14 protein-coding genes are annotated in these 18239 nt (G+C 46.7%); 8 read left to right on the top strand and 6 right to left on the bottom strand.

Annotated elements, in window-relative coordinates; genetic code table 11:
* Nucleotides 1–2: 2 nt before the first annotated feature.
* The 6 genes from FD47_RS06540 to FD47_RS06515 form a co-directional block, all read right to left on the bottom strand.
* Nucleotides 3–1574, bottom strand: coding sequence for an MFS transporter (locus tag FD47_RS06540; RefSeq protein WP_404820089.1), 1572 nt, complete (start codon nucleotides 1572–1574; stop codon nucleotides 3–5).
* Between the two features lie 361 nt (nucleotides 1575–1935).
* On the bottom strand, nucleotides 1936–3219 hold the full coding sequence (gene icd, locus FD47_RS06535; RefSeq protein WP_082402609.1) for an NADP-dependent isocitrate dehydrogenase: 1284 nt from the start codon (nucleotides 3217–3219) through the stop codon (nucleotides 1936–1938).
* Entirely contained in the window at nucleotides 3212–4315 is a 1104-nt protein-coding gene (locus FD47_RS06530; protein WP_054734064.1) for a citrate/2-methylcitrate synthase, read from the bottom strand. The genes icd and FD47_RS06530 overlap by 8 nt, the downstream gene beginning before the upstream one ends.
* Before the next feature lie 22 nt (nucleotides 4316–4337).
* The gene (gene acnA / locus FD47_RS06525) at nucleotides 4338–6950 is read right to left on the bottom strand and encodes an aconitate hydratase AcnA (protein ID WP_054734061.1); all 2613 of its coding nucleotides are present in this window, start codon (nucleotides 6948–6950) and stop codon (nucleotides 4338–4340) included.
* A 427-nt stretch (nucleotides 6951–7377) separates the two neighbouring features.
* Entirely contained in the window at nucleotides 7378–7977 is a 600-nt protein-coding gene (locus FD47_RS06520; RefSeq protein ID WP_054734058.1) for a pentapeptide repeat-containing protein, read from the bottom strand.
* Between the two features lie 236 nt (nucleotides 7978–8213).
* On the bottom strand, nucleotides 8214–8972 hold the full coding sequence (locus FD47_RS06515) for an NADP-dependent (R)-specific alcohol dehydrogenase (protein ID WP_008215462.1): 759 nt from the start codon (nucleotides 8970–8972) through the stop codon (nucleotides 8214–8216).
* Between the two features lie 682 nt (nucleotides 8973–9654).
* Between FD47_RS06515 and FD47_RS06510 the strand changes: the two genes are divergently transcribed.
* The 8 genes from FD47_RS06510 to FD47_RS15345 all read left to right on the top strand — a co-directional run bounded on the left by FD47_RS06510 (nucleotide 9655) and on the right by FD47_RS15345 (nucleotide 18085).
* Nucleotides 9655–10770 (top strand): 5-methyltetrahydropteroyltriglutamate--homocysteine S-methyltransferase, encoded by a 1116-nt coding sequence (locus FD47_RS06510; protein ID WP_054734055.1) that lies wholly within the window; start codon nucleotides 9655–9657, stop codon nucleotides 10768–10770.
* Nucleotides 10771–11253: 483 nt separating this feature from the next.
* Complete coding sequence (locus FD47_RS06505) at nucleotides 11254–11727, top strand: S-ribosylhomocysteine lyase (protein WP_008215455.1); 474 nt, start codon at nucleotides 11254–11256, stop codon at nucleotides 11725–11727.
* Between the two features lie 168 nt (nucleotides 11728–11895).
* A complete protein-coding gene (gene metE, locus FD47_RS06500) occupies nucleotides 11896–14181 on the top strand; it encodes a 5-methyltetrahydropteroyltriglutamate--homocysteine S-methyltransferase (RefSeq protein WP_056980283.1) in 2286 nt (761 codons plus the stop codon).
* On the top strand, nucleotides 14159–15061 hold the full coding sequence (gene metF / locus FD47_RS06495) for a methylenetetrahydrofolate reductase [NAD(P)H] (protein WP_054734052.1): 903 nt from the start codon (nucleotides 14159–14161) through the stop codon (nucleotides 15059–15061). The genes metE and metF overlap by 23 nt, the downstream gene beginning before the upstream one ends.
* Nucleotides 15062–15669: 608 nt before the next feature.
* Complete coding sequence (locus FD47_RS06490; RefSeq protein ID WP_056980281.1) at nucleotides 15670–16491, top strand: helix-turn-helix domain-containing protein; 822 nt, start codon at nucleotides 15670–15672, stop codon at nucleotides 16489–16491.
* 76 nt (nucleotides 16492–16567) lie between these two features.
* Complete coding sequence (locus tag FD47_RS06485) at nucleotides 16568–16996, top strand: hypothetical protein (RefSeq protein ID WP_054734048.1); 429 nt, start codon at nucleotides 16568–16570, stop codon at nucleotides 16994–16996.
* A 5-nt stretch (nucleotides 16997–17001) separates the two neighbouring features.
* Complete coding sequence (locus FD47_RS06480; RefSeq protein ID WP_056980279.1) at nucleotides 17002–17922, top strand: quinone oxidoreductase family protein; 921 nt, start codon at nucleotides 17002–17004, stop codon at nucleotides 17920–17922.
* Between the two features lie 13 nt (nucleotides 17923–17935).
* Nucleotides 17936–18085 carry a hypothetical protein gene (locus FD47_RS15345; RefSeq protein WP_008215447.1) on the top strand — a complete coding sequence of 50 codons (150 nt, stop codon included), beginning with the start codon at nucleotides 17936–17938 and terminating at the stop codon, nucleotides 18083–18085.
* Nucleotides 18086–18239: the final 154 nt, after the last annotated feature.

The raw sequence follows: 18239 nt of genomic DNA, 5'->3' as shown, positions 1-18239 counted from the left end.
AATCACTTATTGTGACTGGTTTGTGACTCTTCGTAAGTTTCGCTCGGCCAGAGCTTATCGTACGGATGGCCGGTCAGCTCTTCAGCAACCTTCTTTGCTTCGGGCGTGACATCTTTCTTGGCACCCCCATTTTCCAATCGGCTAATTTCCAGCTGCAGCACCTTATGTGTCTGCCGGTTCAATTGGAAGGTCCATGACACGAGCAGGGCGATCAAAATAAGCACAATCGGCGCAACGACAAACAACCAAGCAACCCGATCAGTAACCCCAGCCGTCTGGGTAGTCGCTGTCGAAACGTATCCCAACTCCTCCAAGAGAATCCCAGCAAGCCAGGTTGCCAAAGCCCCCGTGGATTTACGGAAGAAGGTCATCACTGCCGCATACGTGCCGGCTTTATCGTCCCGGGTCATGATATGGTCTACATCGGGAATAAATGGGAAAACGTTCCATGGTGTGAATTCCAAGATTCCTCGAGATAATTGATAGACAATCGTGATGATGATCAAGATTGTTAATGGGTTGTGAATGTGTAAGAAATAGGTTAATCCATAACCGATTAATGCCACGATGATGCCAATGTACGAAATGCTATATAAGAAACGCGGCCCGTGGGTGATCATCAGTTTTGCGGCAAGCAGCGTGGATAAAATGCCGAAGACGGCAAATGCGTTCAGCACCCAGGGAATGTTCGAAGCCATTCCCATACAAACAACGATGAACGTCGGAAGAAGGGTGGCATAGAAGTCCTTGCCGGTGAAGGAGAAAATGTAGATTGTTAAATGTTTCCGGAAGGCTGAGTTACGGAAAGTTTGGCCGTAATCATGCAGCGTTTCCTTAATGTACTGACCAACAGTGAGCTTGGGTCTGGCATCTAATTCTGCGATGAATTCCTTTGTCAAAGGCCGTTCCCACGTCATTCGATAAGATGTATAGATTGCAACAACAAAGAGAATCGTCCATAAAATGCCAGCGAACAAGTAGGCATTCTTTTTGGCCTCGGCACTCGGCAGAGATTGAAGAATTGCTAAAATAAAGAATACCAATGACGTTCCGGTTGCGGAAATAAACATTCTGGAACCGGATAGAATCGTTCGCTTCGTGTAATCAGTGGTCATTTCAGTTGGCAATGTTTCCCACGGAATGAGGATCATCCCAACAAATAATTCAGTGAGCGTATAAACCACAAGGTAATAAACAAAATCATGGCCGGGACCAAAGATAGCGGTTGCCGGTACCCAAAACGCCAAGAATGAAATTGCAAACCCAATTAATCCGACAAACATCCAAAAGTGGCGGCGACCATACTTCTTGCCTAATTTTGTTTTATAAAAGCCGTCAGTAATGGTTCCGAAAAGCAGTGAAAAAATAGCATCAAAAATCCGGGCAACCCCAGTGATCGCCCCAGCCATAGCGGGATTAAGTCCAACCGACAAAGTCAGGTAGGCAAAAATAACCCCTGAAACAATATTGTTCCACCCGCCACCCATCAAGTCGGTTAATCCATAGGCGACTCCTCGTTTCACATCAATTTTCTTTGGGGTATAAACCCAGCGATTATTATTCATATCGTCCATCCTTTCATGAAAACGGTAACAATATTCTGGTTGATGCCAACTAGAATATTAGTATATCTTAGATATTAATATTGTAATCGTTTCCAAGAAAAAGTCAATGTATTTGCTGAATTGTTCACAATTTAAGGGTTACGGCTCATAAAAGGGGCGGGCTATTTCAGTCAATTATCCCGTTATAGCGGAGATTGATCACCACCTGAAAATTTCGATAAATAGTGAGCACAGCAACCATTTGAACCGGCCCGGTCCACGCAGCTCCGTTAATATGAAGGATCATTTTTCAGATAAAAAAAGCCGCCGCATTTTTCAAAAATGAAAAATACGGCAGCCATTAACCAGGTTTATTAAGTTGTTAATCAGGCTAAATTGTTTCTAGGGAACCTTTACCAATTAAATCTGCCACGTACTCACCAAATCCAGTCGTGCTCAACACCGTTGCATCCGGAGTCTTGGCAAAGTCAACCGTTACATGATGTGATTCGATCGCCGTGGTAATGCCCGTTCGAATGAGCTTGGCAACTTCCGACCACCCGAGATAATCAAACATCATCGCCCCGGATAGGATGATCGACGTTGGATTCAGTTTATTTTGGCCGGCAAACTGAGGCGCAGTGCCATGAGTTGCTTCAAAAATGGCATGCCCGGTTTCATAGTTAATATTGCCGCCGGGAGCAATCCCAATACCGCCAACTTGTGCGGCCAGCGCATCAGAAATATAGTCACCATTCAAATTCATCGTGGCAACGACCTGAAAATGTTCTGGGTACAAGAGTGCCTGTTGGAAAAAGTTATCGGTAATCACATCGTTAACAATCAATTTGCCGGCGTCTTTGGCGGCCTTATAAGCAGCATCTGCTGCAGCAGCCCCCTTCTGATCCTTAATTTGATTGTATTGATGCCAAGTGAATACTTGGTCACCGTAACTTTCGGCCAGTTCGTAACCCCAAGTTTTAAAGCTGCCCTCGGTCTTTTTCATGATATTGCCCTTATGAACCAAGGTTAAAACGTGTTTATGATTGGCAAACGCATAGTCCAGCGCTGCTTTCACAAGCCGATTTGAGCCCTGCTTGGAAATTGGCTTGATGCCAAAGGCGGCCGTGTCAGGGAAGCGGACCTCATCAAGCTTACCCTGTTTCTTTAATAGTTGCTTCCATTCTTCGGCTTCAGCGGTGTTGACGTCCGCCTCAATGCCGGCATAAATATCCTCGGTATTTTCCCGAAAAACGTCAATGTTGACGTTCTCAGGATGAACAACCGGCGAAGGCGTCCCTGGATAGTAGGTCACCGGCCGAAAGCAGGCGTACAGATCCAGCTTCTGTCTGAAGGTGACGTTAATGGAGCGGTGGCCAACGCCGATCGGGGTGGTTAACGGCCCCTTAATGCCAACCAGATAATCCTTCAAAGACTGAAGCGTTTCGTCCGGCAGCCATTGGCCGGTCTTTTGGAAAGCAGCCTCACCAGCCAGAAGCGGCAGCCAATTAATTTGCCGCCGACCATCGTACGCCTTTGAAACGGCGGCATCAAAAACAATCTTGGCCGCTTTCCAAATTTCCGGGCCAATGCCATCTCCTTGAATAAACGGAATGGTCGGATTATCCGGTACCTTTAAGTGGCCATTTGCCATGGTAATTTTTTGTTCAGTCAATCGCGTTTTCCTCCTTGCCAGTTGGGTAATGCCGATTCGTTTGCCCAACATACTCAGATGATGGGCGAATCAGGCATCCCCTTGCCTGTTGTTCAATAATGTGGGCGAGCCAGCCAGCCGTTCGACAAGCCGCAAACATCGGCGTGAACGTCTCGGCGTCCAGGTTAAAGCAATGATAAATCAGTGCGGTGTAGTAATCAACGTTAGGGTGCAGGTGGGTCTTTTCAGCCATCACCTGAGAAATCTGTTCCTGCAGGTCAAAGTAGGCCATGTTATCAGTATCCCGGGCTAATGTCTTGGCAATTTCTCGCAAAATGACAGCTCTGGGATCCCCATTTTTATAAACCCGGTGGCCGAATCCCATGATCTTATCACCGGCGACCAATCGTTGGTTCACAAATTCAACCGGATCCTGGTGGTTGTGATGAATCGTCTCCAACATATGAAAGACCTGCTCATTCGCGCCCCCATGCAAGGGACCCTTCAGTGCGCACACTGCCGCTGTCAAACACGAATAGTAGTCTGATTGGGTGGACGCCACCACCCGGGCGGTAAAGGTTGATGCATTGAATTCATGATCGGCATGTAAAATCATGACCGTGTTCAACATCTTCACCTCACTAGCAGTGGGCCGTTTGCCGGAGAACAGGTAAATAAAATTCTCGACAACGCCCCATTGCCGGTGGGCATGCTTAATCGGTTGGTCATTGCGAATTCGAATAATCGCCGCAATTGCCGCCAGCATCTTTCCTAAAATCCGCGGCGGCTCATCACGTTTCACATCGTTGGTCGTTCCCAGAAGTGACACGGTTGTTCTTAGGATACTCATGGGATGCTGAGGTTCTCTGGCGATTCTTGCCATCAATTGAACCGTTTCGTAGGGTAACGCCATTTGAGAAACAAGTTCAAAACGAAAGGCAGCCAACTCATCTCGGCTGGGCAGCTGGCCATGCCAGAGAAGATAAACGATTTCCTCAAACGGCGCATCCTTCAACTCATTAATGGGGTAACCGGCGTATGACAGAATCGCGTTATGCGTTGAACTGATTCTGGTTTGATCCGCAATTACACCTGCCAGTCCTTTTGATAGGGCCATAGGGCACCTCCGCGTTAATTTTTTATTGGGTTACTTTATTTGTCACGATCATCGGCATAATGCCACCGTCTTTGTAGTATGTCCAATCAGCTGGAGTATCAAAGCGGACCGTCGCGTCAAACGTCGTTGTGTGGCCATCCTTTTCAGCAGCCACGTGAGCGGTTTGCCCATCAACGTTAATTTTGAAAGTTTCCGTCCCGTCCAGGCCCAAAGAATCAGCGTTCTCGCCGGGTAAAAATTGCAACGGCAACACGCCCATCATTGCAAGGTTGGCCCGATGGATTCTTTCAAAGCTCTGGGCAATAATGGCTTTTACGCCAAGAAGCTTAACGCCCTTTGCCGCCCAGTCCCGGGACGAGCCCATCCCGTAATCTTTGCCGGCTAGAACCACTAAACCGGTTCCATCGGCTTGATACTTTTGAGCGGCATCAAAAATCGCCATCTCTTCACCAGTCGGCAGGTACCGCGTGTACCCACCGGTTTTATCGGGTGTTAATTGATTCCGCAAGCGAATATTGGCAAGGGTGCCGCGCATCATTACTTCATGATTGCCGCGTCGGGAACCGTACGAGTTGAAGTCCTTGGCAGCAATTCCCTTCTGTTTCAGATAGCGGCCAGCTGGGGTTTGTGAGCCAATGTATCCGGCTGGAGAGATATGATCGGTTGTAATTGAGTCCCCCAGTTTGGCAAGGACCCGAAGACCACTGAGTTGCTTTTCACCAGCAACCCCGTCAAAAAATGGCGGTGCGGCGATATACGTGGAGTTGGCATCCCAATCGTAGGTGGCCGATTTGGGAGCCGGCAGGTCGTTCCAGGTCTGGTTTTGATTGAGAATTGAATCATAATTTTTCTGGAATTCACCCGGTTTTAAATATTTGTCGTTAAGGTCGGCCACTTCCTGATCGCTCGGCCAGAGATCCTTCAAGTAAACTGGCTGGCCGTCTTTGGCGGTCCCAACCGGTTGGCTAGTCAGGTCGATATCACAGGTTCCGGCTAACGCGTAGATCACAACTAGTGGCGGCGATGCCAAATAGGTATCTTTAATCAGTGGGTTTACCCGGCCTTCGAAATTCCGGTTACCACTTTCAACGGCGGCAAGTGGATAAGGATCGGCACTCACGCGGGACTGCAAGTCTTCTTTGAGCTGACCGGAGTTTCCGATACAGGTTGTACATCCATAGCCAACCAGGTTAAAGCCCAGTTGATCCAAATAAGGCTGCAGACCCGATGCCTGAAGATACTGCGTGACCACCCGGGAACCGGGAGCCAGCGACGTTTTAACGTAGGATGGCACCTTTAGGCCCAATGCCACCGCCTTTTTTGCAATTAACCCCGCAGCCAGCAGAACCTGAGGATTTGACGTGTTTGTACAGCTCGTAATGGCGGCAATTCCCAGTGAACCAACCCGAATATTAAAGTCGTGTTGATCGACGGTCACCGGGTAATCCGGCAGATCACGCCGATCATCAAATTGCTTGGGCATGTCCTTTAAATAAACCGTATCTTGCGGCCGATTGGGTCCGGCAACACTGCTTTGAACGCTGCCAAGATCCAAGCTGTCGGTTTCACTGTAGTGCCGGTCAGCGTTTGGCGTGTAGAAGAAGTGGTTGGCTTTCGCGTATGCGGTCACCAATTCAATGGTTTCAGCCGGGCGATTGGTTAATTTCAAATAAGAAATTGTCTGGTCGTCAATCGGGAAGAAACCACAGGTTGCCCCATATTCAGGCGCCATGTTGGCAATCGTTGCCCGGTAAGCTAACGGCAACGTTTCAACTCCATCGCCATAGAATTCGACGAACTTTCCAACCACCCCGTGCTCCCGTAAAAGATGGGTTAAGGCTAAGGCCAAATCAGTGGCGGTAATGCCTTCACTCAATTGGCCGGTTAACTTGACGCCAACTACCTTGGGCATTGGCATGTAAGTCGCTTCACCCAGCATGCTGGATTCAGCTTCAATTCCGCCGACACCCCAGCCGAGCACGCCCAAGCCATTGATCATCGTCGTGTGGGAGTCCGTCCCAACCAACGTATCAGGAAAGGCCTCGTACGAGCCGTCGTCAAGCTGCTTGGCATGGATGACATCTGCTAAGTGTTCCAGGTTCACCTGGTGAATAATCCCGGTGTCAGGTGGAATCACCGTCAAATTTTCAAAACTGTTTTGGGCCCATTTTAAAAATGTGTACCGCTCACGGTTACGCTTAAATTCCTGCTGGATATTATAGGAAAATGCTTCGTCGTTGCCGGAATGATCAACTTGGACAGAATGGTCGATCACCAAATGAACGGGCACTTCAGGGTTGATTTTATTCACATCGCCCCCCTGCTGGGCAACCGCGTCCCGCATTGCGGCAAGGTCAACCAGCGCCGGAACCCCCGTCAGGTCTTGAAGGATCACCCGTTCAGGCTGGTGGGGAATATCCTGATCATGGGCATTATCCCAATCATTGAACGCCGTTAAGACTGACTGTCGTTCAGGATCTTTATCCGCATGTCTGAGCGCCTCCTCCAGCAAAACCCGAACACTATAGGGAACCGTCTCGACGTCTTGACCATGGTCTGCCAAATACGCCGCAATGTCATAAAACCGGTACTGTCTGTCAGCCAGGCTTAATTGTTGCCGGTAAGATTTATCCATAAAATGATCCACCATCTTTCTAAAAATCGCCGTTTATCTAACGAGATATCGCCCAATTACCGTGACATATCAGGGTTAAATAAAGGGACCGTCAATGTTCAAAATTGCCACCATGATTGGCGGCGTGATTAATCAATAATCCGAACATTCAAAGCATTTAACAATTAAATCGTATGCAACTCATTCTAATCTAATGGTAATTTCATGTAACCTTAATCTTGCCGTAAAATTGAAAGACTGTCAAGATAATTTCGCTAGTTATGAATAAATATTTCAAATAAAGCTATAAATATGTATAATAACAGCTTTTACTTAGGGATGTTAGGAACACCAAAAAAGCTGGGGTAAAGTCATCGTTTACCACCAGCCAGGATGCCATTTCAATTGTTTGTCCCGAGAACGCCGGTCACCACATTCCGTTAGGCAACTAATCAACCACTTCAACGCCTAATAATCCGATCAATAAGCTCGCCTGCCACGAATTGATCTTTAAACCTTTGATCAACTCTGGATTGACCAGCAATGTCTCAAATTTGGCTTTTGATAAGTCAACGCCCTTTAAATTGGTATCTAAAAAATCAATTTGATCTAACTCACTTTGGTCAAAACTGATCTGTTTTTTGAACGTGACCGCCTGAAAGCTTGATTCGGTCAAATTAGAATTGGTAAATTTAACCACCGTCATCTTTGTTTCACTAAGGTTGGCATAGCGGAGGTTCGAATCAACGAACTGACAGTTAACAATCCGCGTCCCGACGGAAAAGTCGGCACCCATTAATTGGCCGCCAATAAATTGGCTGTTGGACAGGTAGCTTTCATGGAAGCTGGCATTCAAAAATGAACAGCCTTTGAAAATCACGAAATTCCAATCGCTGCGGTCAAAGTTATCCTGAAGAAACTTACAATGATCAAACGTCACATCGCTTACCCGAATGGGCGCGTTGGAGACCGCAAACGTGCAGTTAAAATAAGTGTTGTCTGGTTCAATATCATCAAATTTTAGGGATTGATTTTTAATTTGGGTCAAGGCAGTCTCCTTACTCACTCGTTTTGGGTTATGCGCCAGTGACTTACACTAACGCCCATTGAAAATAAGAGATGCCCAACTCCCCATGAGTTGGGCATCTCTTATCAGATATATTTCTGAAAACAATATTCATTAATGGCATTCCTTGACAGACTCACCGGGCTATATTTAAAGGAGTACATTTTTCCTAGCCTTAATTATAAGGGAGCCCGCATCAAAATGCAATTTGAAGTCGTTTATTGAGCGGTGTAACCACCATCAACGGTGAATTCTGAACCAGTGGCAAATTTCGATTCGTCGGATGCCAAGTAAACACAGATCCAGGCGATATCATCAGGTTCACCAATGTGGCCCATTGGGGTCTTGGTGCGGGCAGACATGGCTGCTTCGGCCCCTTCCAGATTATCAACCAATGGTGTCTTGATATACCCTGGGTGAACGGTGTTAACCCGAACGCCATAGTCCTTTAAAGCACAGTCAACGGCAGCTGACTTGGACATAATCCGCACAGCCCCTTTGGTTGCGTTGTAGGCCCCTAATGTTGGGTCACCCACAAAGCCTTCGATTGAGGACATGTTAATAATTGAAGCGCCCAAATTCTTGTTCTTCATCCGTTGAATTCCCAGACGAGTCCCAAAGAAGACGCCATCCAAGTTAACGGCAAGCACGTTACGCCACTCTTCAGTCGTGGTGTTTTCAACACTCTTGCTAACGGCAATCCCAGCATTATTGACAACCGTCGTTACCGGGCCAAATGCTTCTTCGGTTTTGTCCCAAGTATCAACCCAACCATCTTCATCAGATGCATCTTGACGCATAAACCGAATGACATCCGGGCCACCAATTGACTTGGCCGCTTTTTCACCGATGTCTGCGTGACGACCGGTAATGACAACCTTTGCCCCTTCATCAACAAATCGGTGGGCAACTGCCAGTCCAATTCCCAATGTGCCGCCGGTGACAATTGCAACCTTTCCCTTTAGACGATTACTCATAGTGTTAGCCTACTTTCCTTAAATTTATTTACATGTGAATTATATCACTTTATTAAGGCCAATGAAAGCGTTTATTTTTTAAAAAGCATTTGGTTGACATTTCGGGAAATATATGTAATTATGATTGGAAATTTTCAAATCTTTAGCTCAATTCTCATTGCTACTTAACACTAAATTTCACAACTGAATACGACTCAATCCGATAGTTGGCGGGGTGGCCTTCATCTTGACAAGCTGCCCGCTTCCAGTTAACATGCTTGTTATCGAATGAAATAATTAGAAAGCAATGAGAAGATGAGTAGCAGTAGCGCAGTCCAGAGAGTTCGCGGTGATGAAAGCGAGCCTGCAACGCTGTGAAGATGGTCTTTGAGCAGAACGGAATCAAGCTTCGGCAAAGTTCCGCTGGCAGGCGTCCATTAACACGCCGGAATGAGGTTGAGACAAAGGGATCACTTGTTCTTATCTATCTGAATCTTGGACTGACAAAACAGGCGACTAAGAGCAATTCCTTCCGGATGAGCGAATCATCTGGATGTTAACCGCTTTTTGTTTCACTCTCACTCCCTGAGTTGGCCGGCGTGAGTTGGTCAAAAATTAAGGTGGCACCGCGAATAATCGTCCTTGGAAGTTTGATTTCCAAGGATTTTTTTATTGACTTAAATAGCTAAAGGAGCGATTTTTAATGACAGTTGCAGCTAAAATTAAGTACCCTAATCGATATGACATTGTTGGTAGTTTTCTCCGGCCCGAGAAGTTAAAGCGGGCCCGCGACGCGTATCACGCCCACCAGATTTCCCGTGACGCCCTTACTCAGGTTGAAAACAGTGAAATCAATCGGCTCGTGAAAAAAGAGGTCGAACTGGGCCTGACTGACGTGACCTCAGGTGAATTTCGGCGGAGCTGGTGGCATCTGGACTTCCTGGACGGTTTAAGCGGCGCCCACTTCTTCACCCCGGATCACGGATTCATCTTCAATGGCCAGGAAACCAGAAGGGGCGGTATCAAGATTACCAACAAGATCGCTTATAATCCCAACCACCCCTTCTTTGACGACTTTGCCTACCTTAATGGAGTCGTACCGGAAGGCATCACCGCAAAGCAAACGATCCCAAGCCCATCCGTGCTTTTCCCTAACAAGGATGCCGAAATTTACGACGACTATTATAAAAACGATCTGAACGCCTTTTTGGAAGATGAAATCAAGGCTTATCAGCAAACCGTTCGGCACTTTTATGACATTGGCTGTCGTTACCTGCAAATTGATGACACCTCGTGGGGAATGTGGGCATCCTTCTCCAAGGGCACCATTAATCCAGACTTAAAGCCGTTATGTGAAGCAGCTGTCAAAGCGATCAACGCGATCGCCGACAACAAGCCGGATGATCTGGTCCTTACCATGCATATTTGCCGAGGAAATTACGATTCCAACTGGGCTGGTGCCGGGGCCTATGATCCCGTGGCCGACTATTTGGCCCAGCTCCACATTGACGGCTACTTCTTAGAATATGACGATGAGCGCTCCGGCGGGTTCGAACCGCTTAAGAAGATCGCGGAAAATGGCCGCGATCAGCGGATTGTGTTAGGATTGGTCACCACCAAGAAACCAGAACTGGAATCTCAATCTGATTTAAAACGGCGGATTAAGTTGGCAAGTCAGTTTGCCCCGTTAGAAGACCTCTGCTTGTCGCCTCAGTGTGGTTTTGCCTCCACCGAAGAGGGCAATCACTTAACGGAAAATGAGCAGTGGCAAAAAATAAAATTAGTGGTCGATACCGCTAAGCAGGTTTGGCCTCACTAGGCCACAGACAGTCCCCACTCAACTTAATTGTGGAGTTATTGTTGACAAACATTAAAGACCCGTCTATTATTATCATTAAATTTTAATGCTAATCCGAAACGAAATAAAACTCTGAAGAGAAGAGTAGCTGATTTGATATAAGGTTCACAGAGAATCCGGTTGGTGAGAAAGGATCCCTTAACGGTCAGTGAATATGAACTCTGAATAGTGTTGTCAAGTTAACGCTTGACTGCCGGCTGTGACCGTTACATCACGGGGTTTCAAAAGTAAGTGATCACTTATTTTTGGTACCTTCAGAGGTGTTGCTTGCGAGAGTAACACGAATTCAGGGTGGTACAGCGAGACATTCGCCCCTCCGTCAGATTATTCTGATGTGTGGGCGAATGTCTTTTTACTTGCCGTACCTCCGAAATATCTTTATTATTTACTCGTGGCTGTTAAGATAGTAACTGTAAATATAATTTTAAGGAGATTTGATAATTTATGGCAAAAGTTGAAAGTTTTACGTTAGATCATACAAAGGTAAAGGCACCTTACGTTCGTCTCATCACTGAAGAAACTGGTAAAAAAGGCGACGTCATTTCTAATTATGACTTACGACTTGTTCAACCGAACACCAATGCCATTCCGACCGCCGGTTTGCATACGATTGAACATCTCTTGGCTGGATTGCTGAGAGACCGAATGGACGGCGTCATTGATTGCTCACCATTCGGATGCCGAACCGGCTTTCATCTGATCACTTGGGGCGAACACAGCACGACTGAAGTTGCCAAAGCCTTGAAGAGTTCTCTTGAAGCCATCGCCAATGACATCGAATGGAAGGATGTTCAGGGTACTGACAAGTACAGTTGCGGTAACTACCGTGACCACTCATTGTTCTCCGCAAAGGAATGGAGCAAAGAGATCTTGTCACAGGGAATCTCCGACAAGCCATTCGAACGCCACGTTATCTAGTTTCTGAAGGCTCACATTACGAAATGAACAGGGATGTTCTAATCTGACAAAGATTAGAACATCCCTTTTTCTTTAGAGGGTTATTTCGCGGGTTAGTCATGAACCACTTGAACCATCAGTTAGGGAGTATTGGAACAGGAATATTTTAAAATCTAGGAGGATTCATTTATGACAACAACAATCATCGGCTTTCCACGGATCGGCCACCATCGAGAATTAAAATTTGCGACCGAGCATTACTGGAAAAACAAAATTAATCAGGAAGAATTACAGCAAACCGCTTATCAAATTCGTCAAAACCATTGGCAAGCCCAACAAGATGCCGGTATCGACCTTATCCCGGTTGGCGACTTCTCATTTTTTGACGGGGTGCTTGATACCGCCAACTTATTAAACATCGTCCCTGCTCGCTACAAGGCGCTTAACCTTTCCGAATTGGATGAGTACTTTGCGCAGGCCAGAGGCTATCAAAATGGCAGTGAAACTGTAAAGGCTCTTCCAATGAAGAAGTGGTTTAACACCAACTATCACTACATTGTTCCTGAATTTTCAAAGGACATTAACGTGAAGTTAGTGGGTAACAAACTCTTCAACGAAATTAACGAAGCCCTCGCACTGGGAATCAATGCAAAGGCCGTTATCACTGGCCCATACACCCTCTTAAAGCTTAGTCGATTTATTGACGGCACAAAGCCGCGGGACTTCGTTGACCAGCTAATCACCGCCTATCAGCAGGTTCTTGCCCGATTAAGCGAAAAGAACGTCAAGTGGCTCCAAATCGACGAACCGGCGTTGAGTTTTGACGTAACCGCAGCTGAAAAATCGCTGTTCGACGACCTATACGACGGCATTCTCGCCAAAAAGCACACCACCAAAGTTCTCCTGCAGAACTACTTTGGCGACATCCGTGATATTTACAACGATGTCGTTTCAAAGGACTTCGATGGCATTGGTTTGGATTTTGTGGAAGGCAAATATAATAACCATCTTCTCCAAGACAATGGCTTCCCAGCTGACAAAGTTTTGTTTGCCGGGGTCGTTAATGGTAAAAACATCTGGCGCAACCACTACGAAAACACCATTAACTTTTTAAACCAGCTCAATACAAAGGGCGACGTGGTCCTGAGCAGTTCAACCTCCCTGCTTCACGTCCCGTATACCGCTGAAGACGAAACCAAACTGCCTTCAGACGTTAAGCAACACTTAGCATTTGCCATTCAAAAATTAGCCGAAATTAAAGAACTTGATACCATTTACCGTGATGAAGCTGCCGGTCAGGACGCCCTCGTTAAGAACAATGATCTGTTCAAAAACATCAAGCACCCCTCAAACCCAACTGTTCACCAGCGAATTGACAGCTTAACGGATTCTGATTACACCCGCTTACCAAAACGAAGCGATCGGGAAAAAATCCAAAAGAAGGAATTCAACCTACCCCTTCTGCCAACCACGACAATCGGGTCATTCCCTCAAACCAAGGATGTCCGCCAAAATCGTTCCAAATTACGAAAGGGTGAAATCACCCGCGAACAATATGACAAGTTCAATGAGGATAAGATCGTTCGGATCCTTCGAAAACAGGAAGAAATCGGCTTAGATGTACTGGTTCATGGCGAATACGAACGAAACGACATGGTTGAGTACTTCGGTGAAAAGCTGGACGGCTTTGTCTTCACGCAAAACGGCTGGGTCCAATCATACGGAACCCGGGGCGTTAAGCCGCCAATCATCTGGGGAGATATTTCCAGAACCGCGCCAATCACCGTTGCCGCTTCGGTATTTGCCAAGAACCATACCGACAAATTGATTAAGGGAATGCTGACGGGACCGGTGACCATCTTCAACTGGTCATTCCCTCGCGAAGACGTTTCTGCCAAGGAATCCGTCACTCAAATTGCCCTGGCCCTTCAAGATGAAGTGTTGGATCTCGAAAAGCACGACATTAAAATCATCCAAATTGACGAACCGGCTCTCCGTGAAAATCTGCCGCTCCGGAAGTCCAACTGGGACTCAGAATATCTCGACTGGGCGGTTCCCGCATTCCGGCTGGTTCACAGCAAAGTTCAACCATCGACTCAAATTCACACCCATATGTGCTACAGTGAATTTGGCGATATCATCAAGGCGATTGACGCTCTTGATGCCGACGTCATTTCGTTTGAAGCATCCCGGGCAGACTTCACCTTAATCGATCAATTGGTTGCCGCTAACTTCCAAACCGAAGTTGGCCCCGGCGTCTATGATATTCATTCACCGCGAATTCCTTCCGAACAAGAAGTTGAAGATCTAATCAAACAGTTGATTCACAAACTGCCGATCGATAAAATTTGGATCAACCCTGACTGCGGCCTTAAGACCCGAACCGAAAAGGAGTCCTTCGAAAGCCTTCAGAACATCGTTGACGCAACCAAGAAAGTAAGAAGTGAGATTAATGAGCCTAACAGCGTTATTTAAAGATAAAACCGTTTTTTCACTGGAGGTCTTTCCACCTAAGAAAGACTCACCAAAAGAAGCAATTTTACCCACACTCCAACAGCTTCAGGCAATCAATCCGGACTTCATTTCCGTCACCCTGGGTGCTGGTGGGTCAACCCATTCTAGCGGCACGGTTCAGATTACCGACCTCATTCAAAATCAGCTGAACATTCCGGCGGTCGCCCACGTGCCCGGCTTATACCAAACCAAGGAGCAGGTTCTAAACCTCCTGGATCATCTGGCCGAAAACAACGTGAAGAACATCCTGGCGCTTCGGGGTGACCGCATTCCGGGAAAGGAACCAGCTGGCGTCTTCAACCACGCAAATGAATTAATCTCATTTGTCCACGAGAAGCGCCCCGACTTCAGCATTGCCAGTGCGTGTTATCCAGATTGCCATGCCGAGGCTGCCAGCTTCGTTGACGACATTGCGCACTTACGCCAAAAAGTAGATGCCGGCGCCGACCATCTGATTTCCCAACTCTTCTTTGATAACCAATCCTTCTATGATTTTAAAGAAAAGACAGAAATTGCTGGGATTCACGTTCCAATTGAAGCTGGCATTATGCCATGCACCAATAAGAAGCAGATTGAACGAATTGCTTCCATTACTGGCGTGCCGCTGCCAAAGAAATTTGTTGCCATCCTTGACCGTTACGCAGATAGCAAGGAAGCCATGCGTGACGCCGGGATTGCCTTTGCCGTTGATCAAATCATCGACCTCGTTTCTGAAGGCGTTGACGGCATTCATCTCTATACAATGAATCGGGCTGACATTGCCGAACGAATTTGGGACGCCACCAAGTCGGTCTTCGCCGCCGCAAATTCAAAAAAGCAGCAACGCGCGAGTAGTCATTAACCACCAATCATAACGTGATGCAAAAAACCGCCGAGCTTTCTTGGACCTTATATGGTCAGAAGCTCAGCGGTTTTTGTTGTCTTGGATGGTCACCTTTCCTAGCTGGCATGGACACTCCGGCGTCTTCGACCAACATATTGGGTAACCAACGCCAGCACCGTCACCATCGCGACGAGGCCGGTTGTAATCGGCACGTGTTTAGACTTCATTTCTGTAAATTCCTTTCATGGATTCATCCCTTTTGTGGCAAAGCATATCATTGGAGGAGATTCGCTTTGTTTTTGACAATCAATCTTCGGTTGCAGCTCACGGACTGCCATTAACCGGGGAGTCACTTCCTTTCCGATTGAATGGCCCTAGATTACTGAAACCAACTTAACCGAAGCTTAAAGTGGCCCGCCAGAAACCTCGCTTTACCAAACCATAACCTTCGATAGGGTTTCTTAAGGTAAATGACGCTCCCCCTATCTATGATTCTGTTAACAGCTGGTAAAATTGATTGGTCTAAAGACTGCTTTTTTGGTAACCCGCCCAAGAACCGGCCATTCGGTGGTATAATGGCTTAAATTTCGGTTCGAAACTCCCAGATATTTCAGAAAGGCCTTCTTATGAAACTTGGCAGCACCTTAAAGAAAATTAGAAAGCAGCAACACCTATCGCAAAAAGAGGTCTCCGAGGGGATTTGTGCGCAATCGATGCTTTCAGCCGTTGAGAACGACCAATACGTTCCCAACGCGGCGTTGCTGATTAAACTGTGCAAGCGCCTTTCCATTTCTTTAGATCGTTTTAGTCTTGCCGATAATTTCGATATTAGTTCGGCCGCAAAATTCAATCAAATCGTTGAAACGCTATGTAATCAGCATGAATACCTCAAACTAAAAACTTTCTTGCTCGATCCTTCAACCGCCAACCAAGTGGAAACGGCTGCCCAAACCCAGGCTTATTACTATTACCTGGGGGTTGCCCAATTTCAAGCTGATCAAAATTTAGACGCCGCCCAAGCGAACTTTCGCCTATCTATCAGCAGCGCGGAAGAAAAGGGCCGCTTATCAACGCTGACCCGGTTGGGGTTGATTTCCCTAGCCGTCATTAAAGCCAAATATCGTCAGCAAGTCAGCACTGATAAACTGGTTAAGCAATCTCTAGATGGCATCAAGACGGCAACCTACGAAGAAAATCTCAACATTCTTTTCTATTTGTCGGCGTTCATCGCTTACGAATTTCAGAAAAACACCCTGGCTCTTAGCCGCGTTAACCAAGCAATTGACTTTATTACCCAACATAATTCCCACTATATGCTGGCAAATTGTTACCGCCTGATTGCGCAAATTGCGGCTGATGCCGGCGATCGTGAGCGCCAGTTAGAAGCAACGCAGCGCCAAAAGTTTTTAACCGAGCTTTTTCACGAACACGTTAATAATCAATTTTAAAATATCAGTATTCTGATTTTTCAATTAACCCAATATTTAGTAAATTAAGGCCATTCAATTAAGGAGGTCTTTTTTTATGGAAGCAAAACTATTTACAAACATGGTGATGGTTACGACAGGCGCTGACAGAGTAAAGCAAGTCTTAATGAAACCACAGAACATGCCTCAATGGGTCCCGGAAATTTCGATCGTGGATGAACAGCCGGATGGTTTCCGAATCCAGCGCAACGAAGCCGCATTAAATCAGACAGAACTCATTCGGGTAACGGCTGAAAATAACCAGATAACCTACATGAGCACCGAGGGTCGCCTTGAATATCGATTGGTATTTACGCTGACTAATGAAAATAATCAAACTGTCATTCAAGAAGATTTCTACATCCCCGATGATACAGACCGCCATCTGCCAGTCAGATTATTAGCGCCGATTGCCAAGCACGCTTTTCACACCAATCTGATCAACCTCGGATCCCTCGTTGAATCGATGGCGTCAGGAAAGGAATGAGGAGCATGGAGGCAATCGTTCAAGCAAATTATGATGGCATTGACGGCCTGCAGATCGCAAACCTTGCCAATCCGGAAAAAAGTCCCGTTTCGGCAATCATCAAAACTCAATACACGCCGGTGCTGCCTTACGATATCCTAACGGAAGAGGGAAAGCTGAAGGGCTTGCGGCCAACAAAACTGCCCATGATCGTCGGCTACGGATTTGGCGGCCAGGTTAAGGAAGTCGGTTTGTTACGCGATAGTCACCTAGTTGGCCAAAATGTGATTGGCGCCAATCTTGGCGGATCAAATAGTGAAATCATCAATTCGTCGATACCGCCATTGTTATTCCAAGTCCCCGAAAATGTGTCGCTTGCAGCGGCTACAACCATTATCGGTGGTGCCGACGCCGCGTTATACGCAACCCAACAAATTAATGCCACCACTCATGAAACCGTGCTGATTACGGGAGCAGCCGGCAGCGTCGGAACTTATCTCATTCAACTTCTCGCTCGCCAAGGCGTCACAGTCGTCGCGGTGGGACATTCAAGCAGCCATGGCTTTTTACAGTCAGTTGGGGCAGATTACGTTATCGATTATGATCAACCACTGGTTCCGCAACTAAATCAAGTTCCCAACGTTACTAAAGTCATCGATTCGGCTGGATCAATCAACCTGTTAAATCAGCTGGCAAACTTTTACGACGGACTGACAATCTTTTCGCTTTCAGTAACCGACTATCGCCCGGCTAAACCAATTCAGCGATTTTCCTTTGGCAATGGCGGCATTGGTCCTAACGATTACCATCAGCTGTTAACGGCCCTCGCAAATGGCACGCTGACCGCCTATATTCAGGATCAATATTATTTTAAAGATGTGAAAAAAGCCCAGCACGCGCTGCAGGACCAGCATTCGCAGGGCAGGATGTTACTGACGTACCATTAAGGAGGTTTTCTAGATGACTCATTTAGGACTCGAAAGTGACTTGCTCACCCATTTGATTGCGACCGTCTTAACAGCCGCGCTCGTGGGATGGGTCATCAGAGCGATCGGCATCGTTATAATCGGGATTCTCTTGTATAAAGAACTAAAGCGCCATCGGATCTAATAGGTGGGTTTGAATGGGCCAATATTGAATCGGGGTTATTTTCCGGCTTCTTTCCCTTTCAAAATAATGGCAGCTCATGCCTTAAAGAAGCTCTCAGCGAAGTTGCTAGGGAGCTTTTTTGTAATTAACGCGTTGTGCTAGTTATGAAATATTG

Origin of the sequence: Lentilactobacillus parafarraginis DSM 18390 = JCM 14109 (assembly GCF_001435895.1) — a bacterium.
Lineage (GTDB): Bacteria > Bacillota > Bacilli > Lactobacillales > Lactobacillaceae > Lentilactobacillus > Lentilactobacillus parafarraginis.
This window is presented reverse-complemented; position numbering and strand designations above follow the sequence as displayed.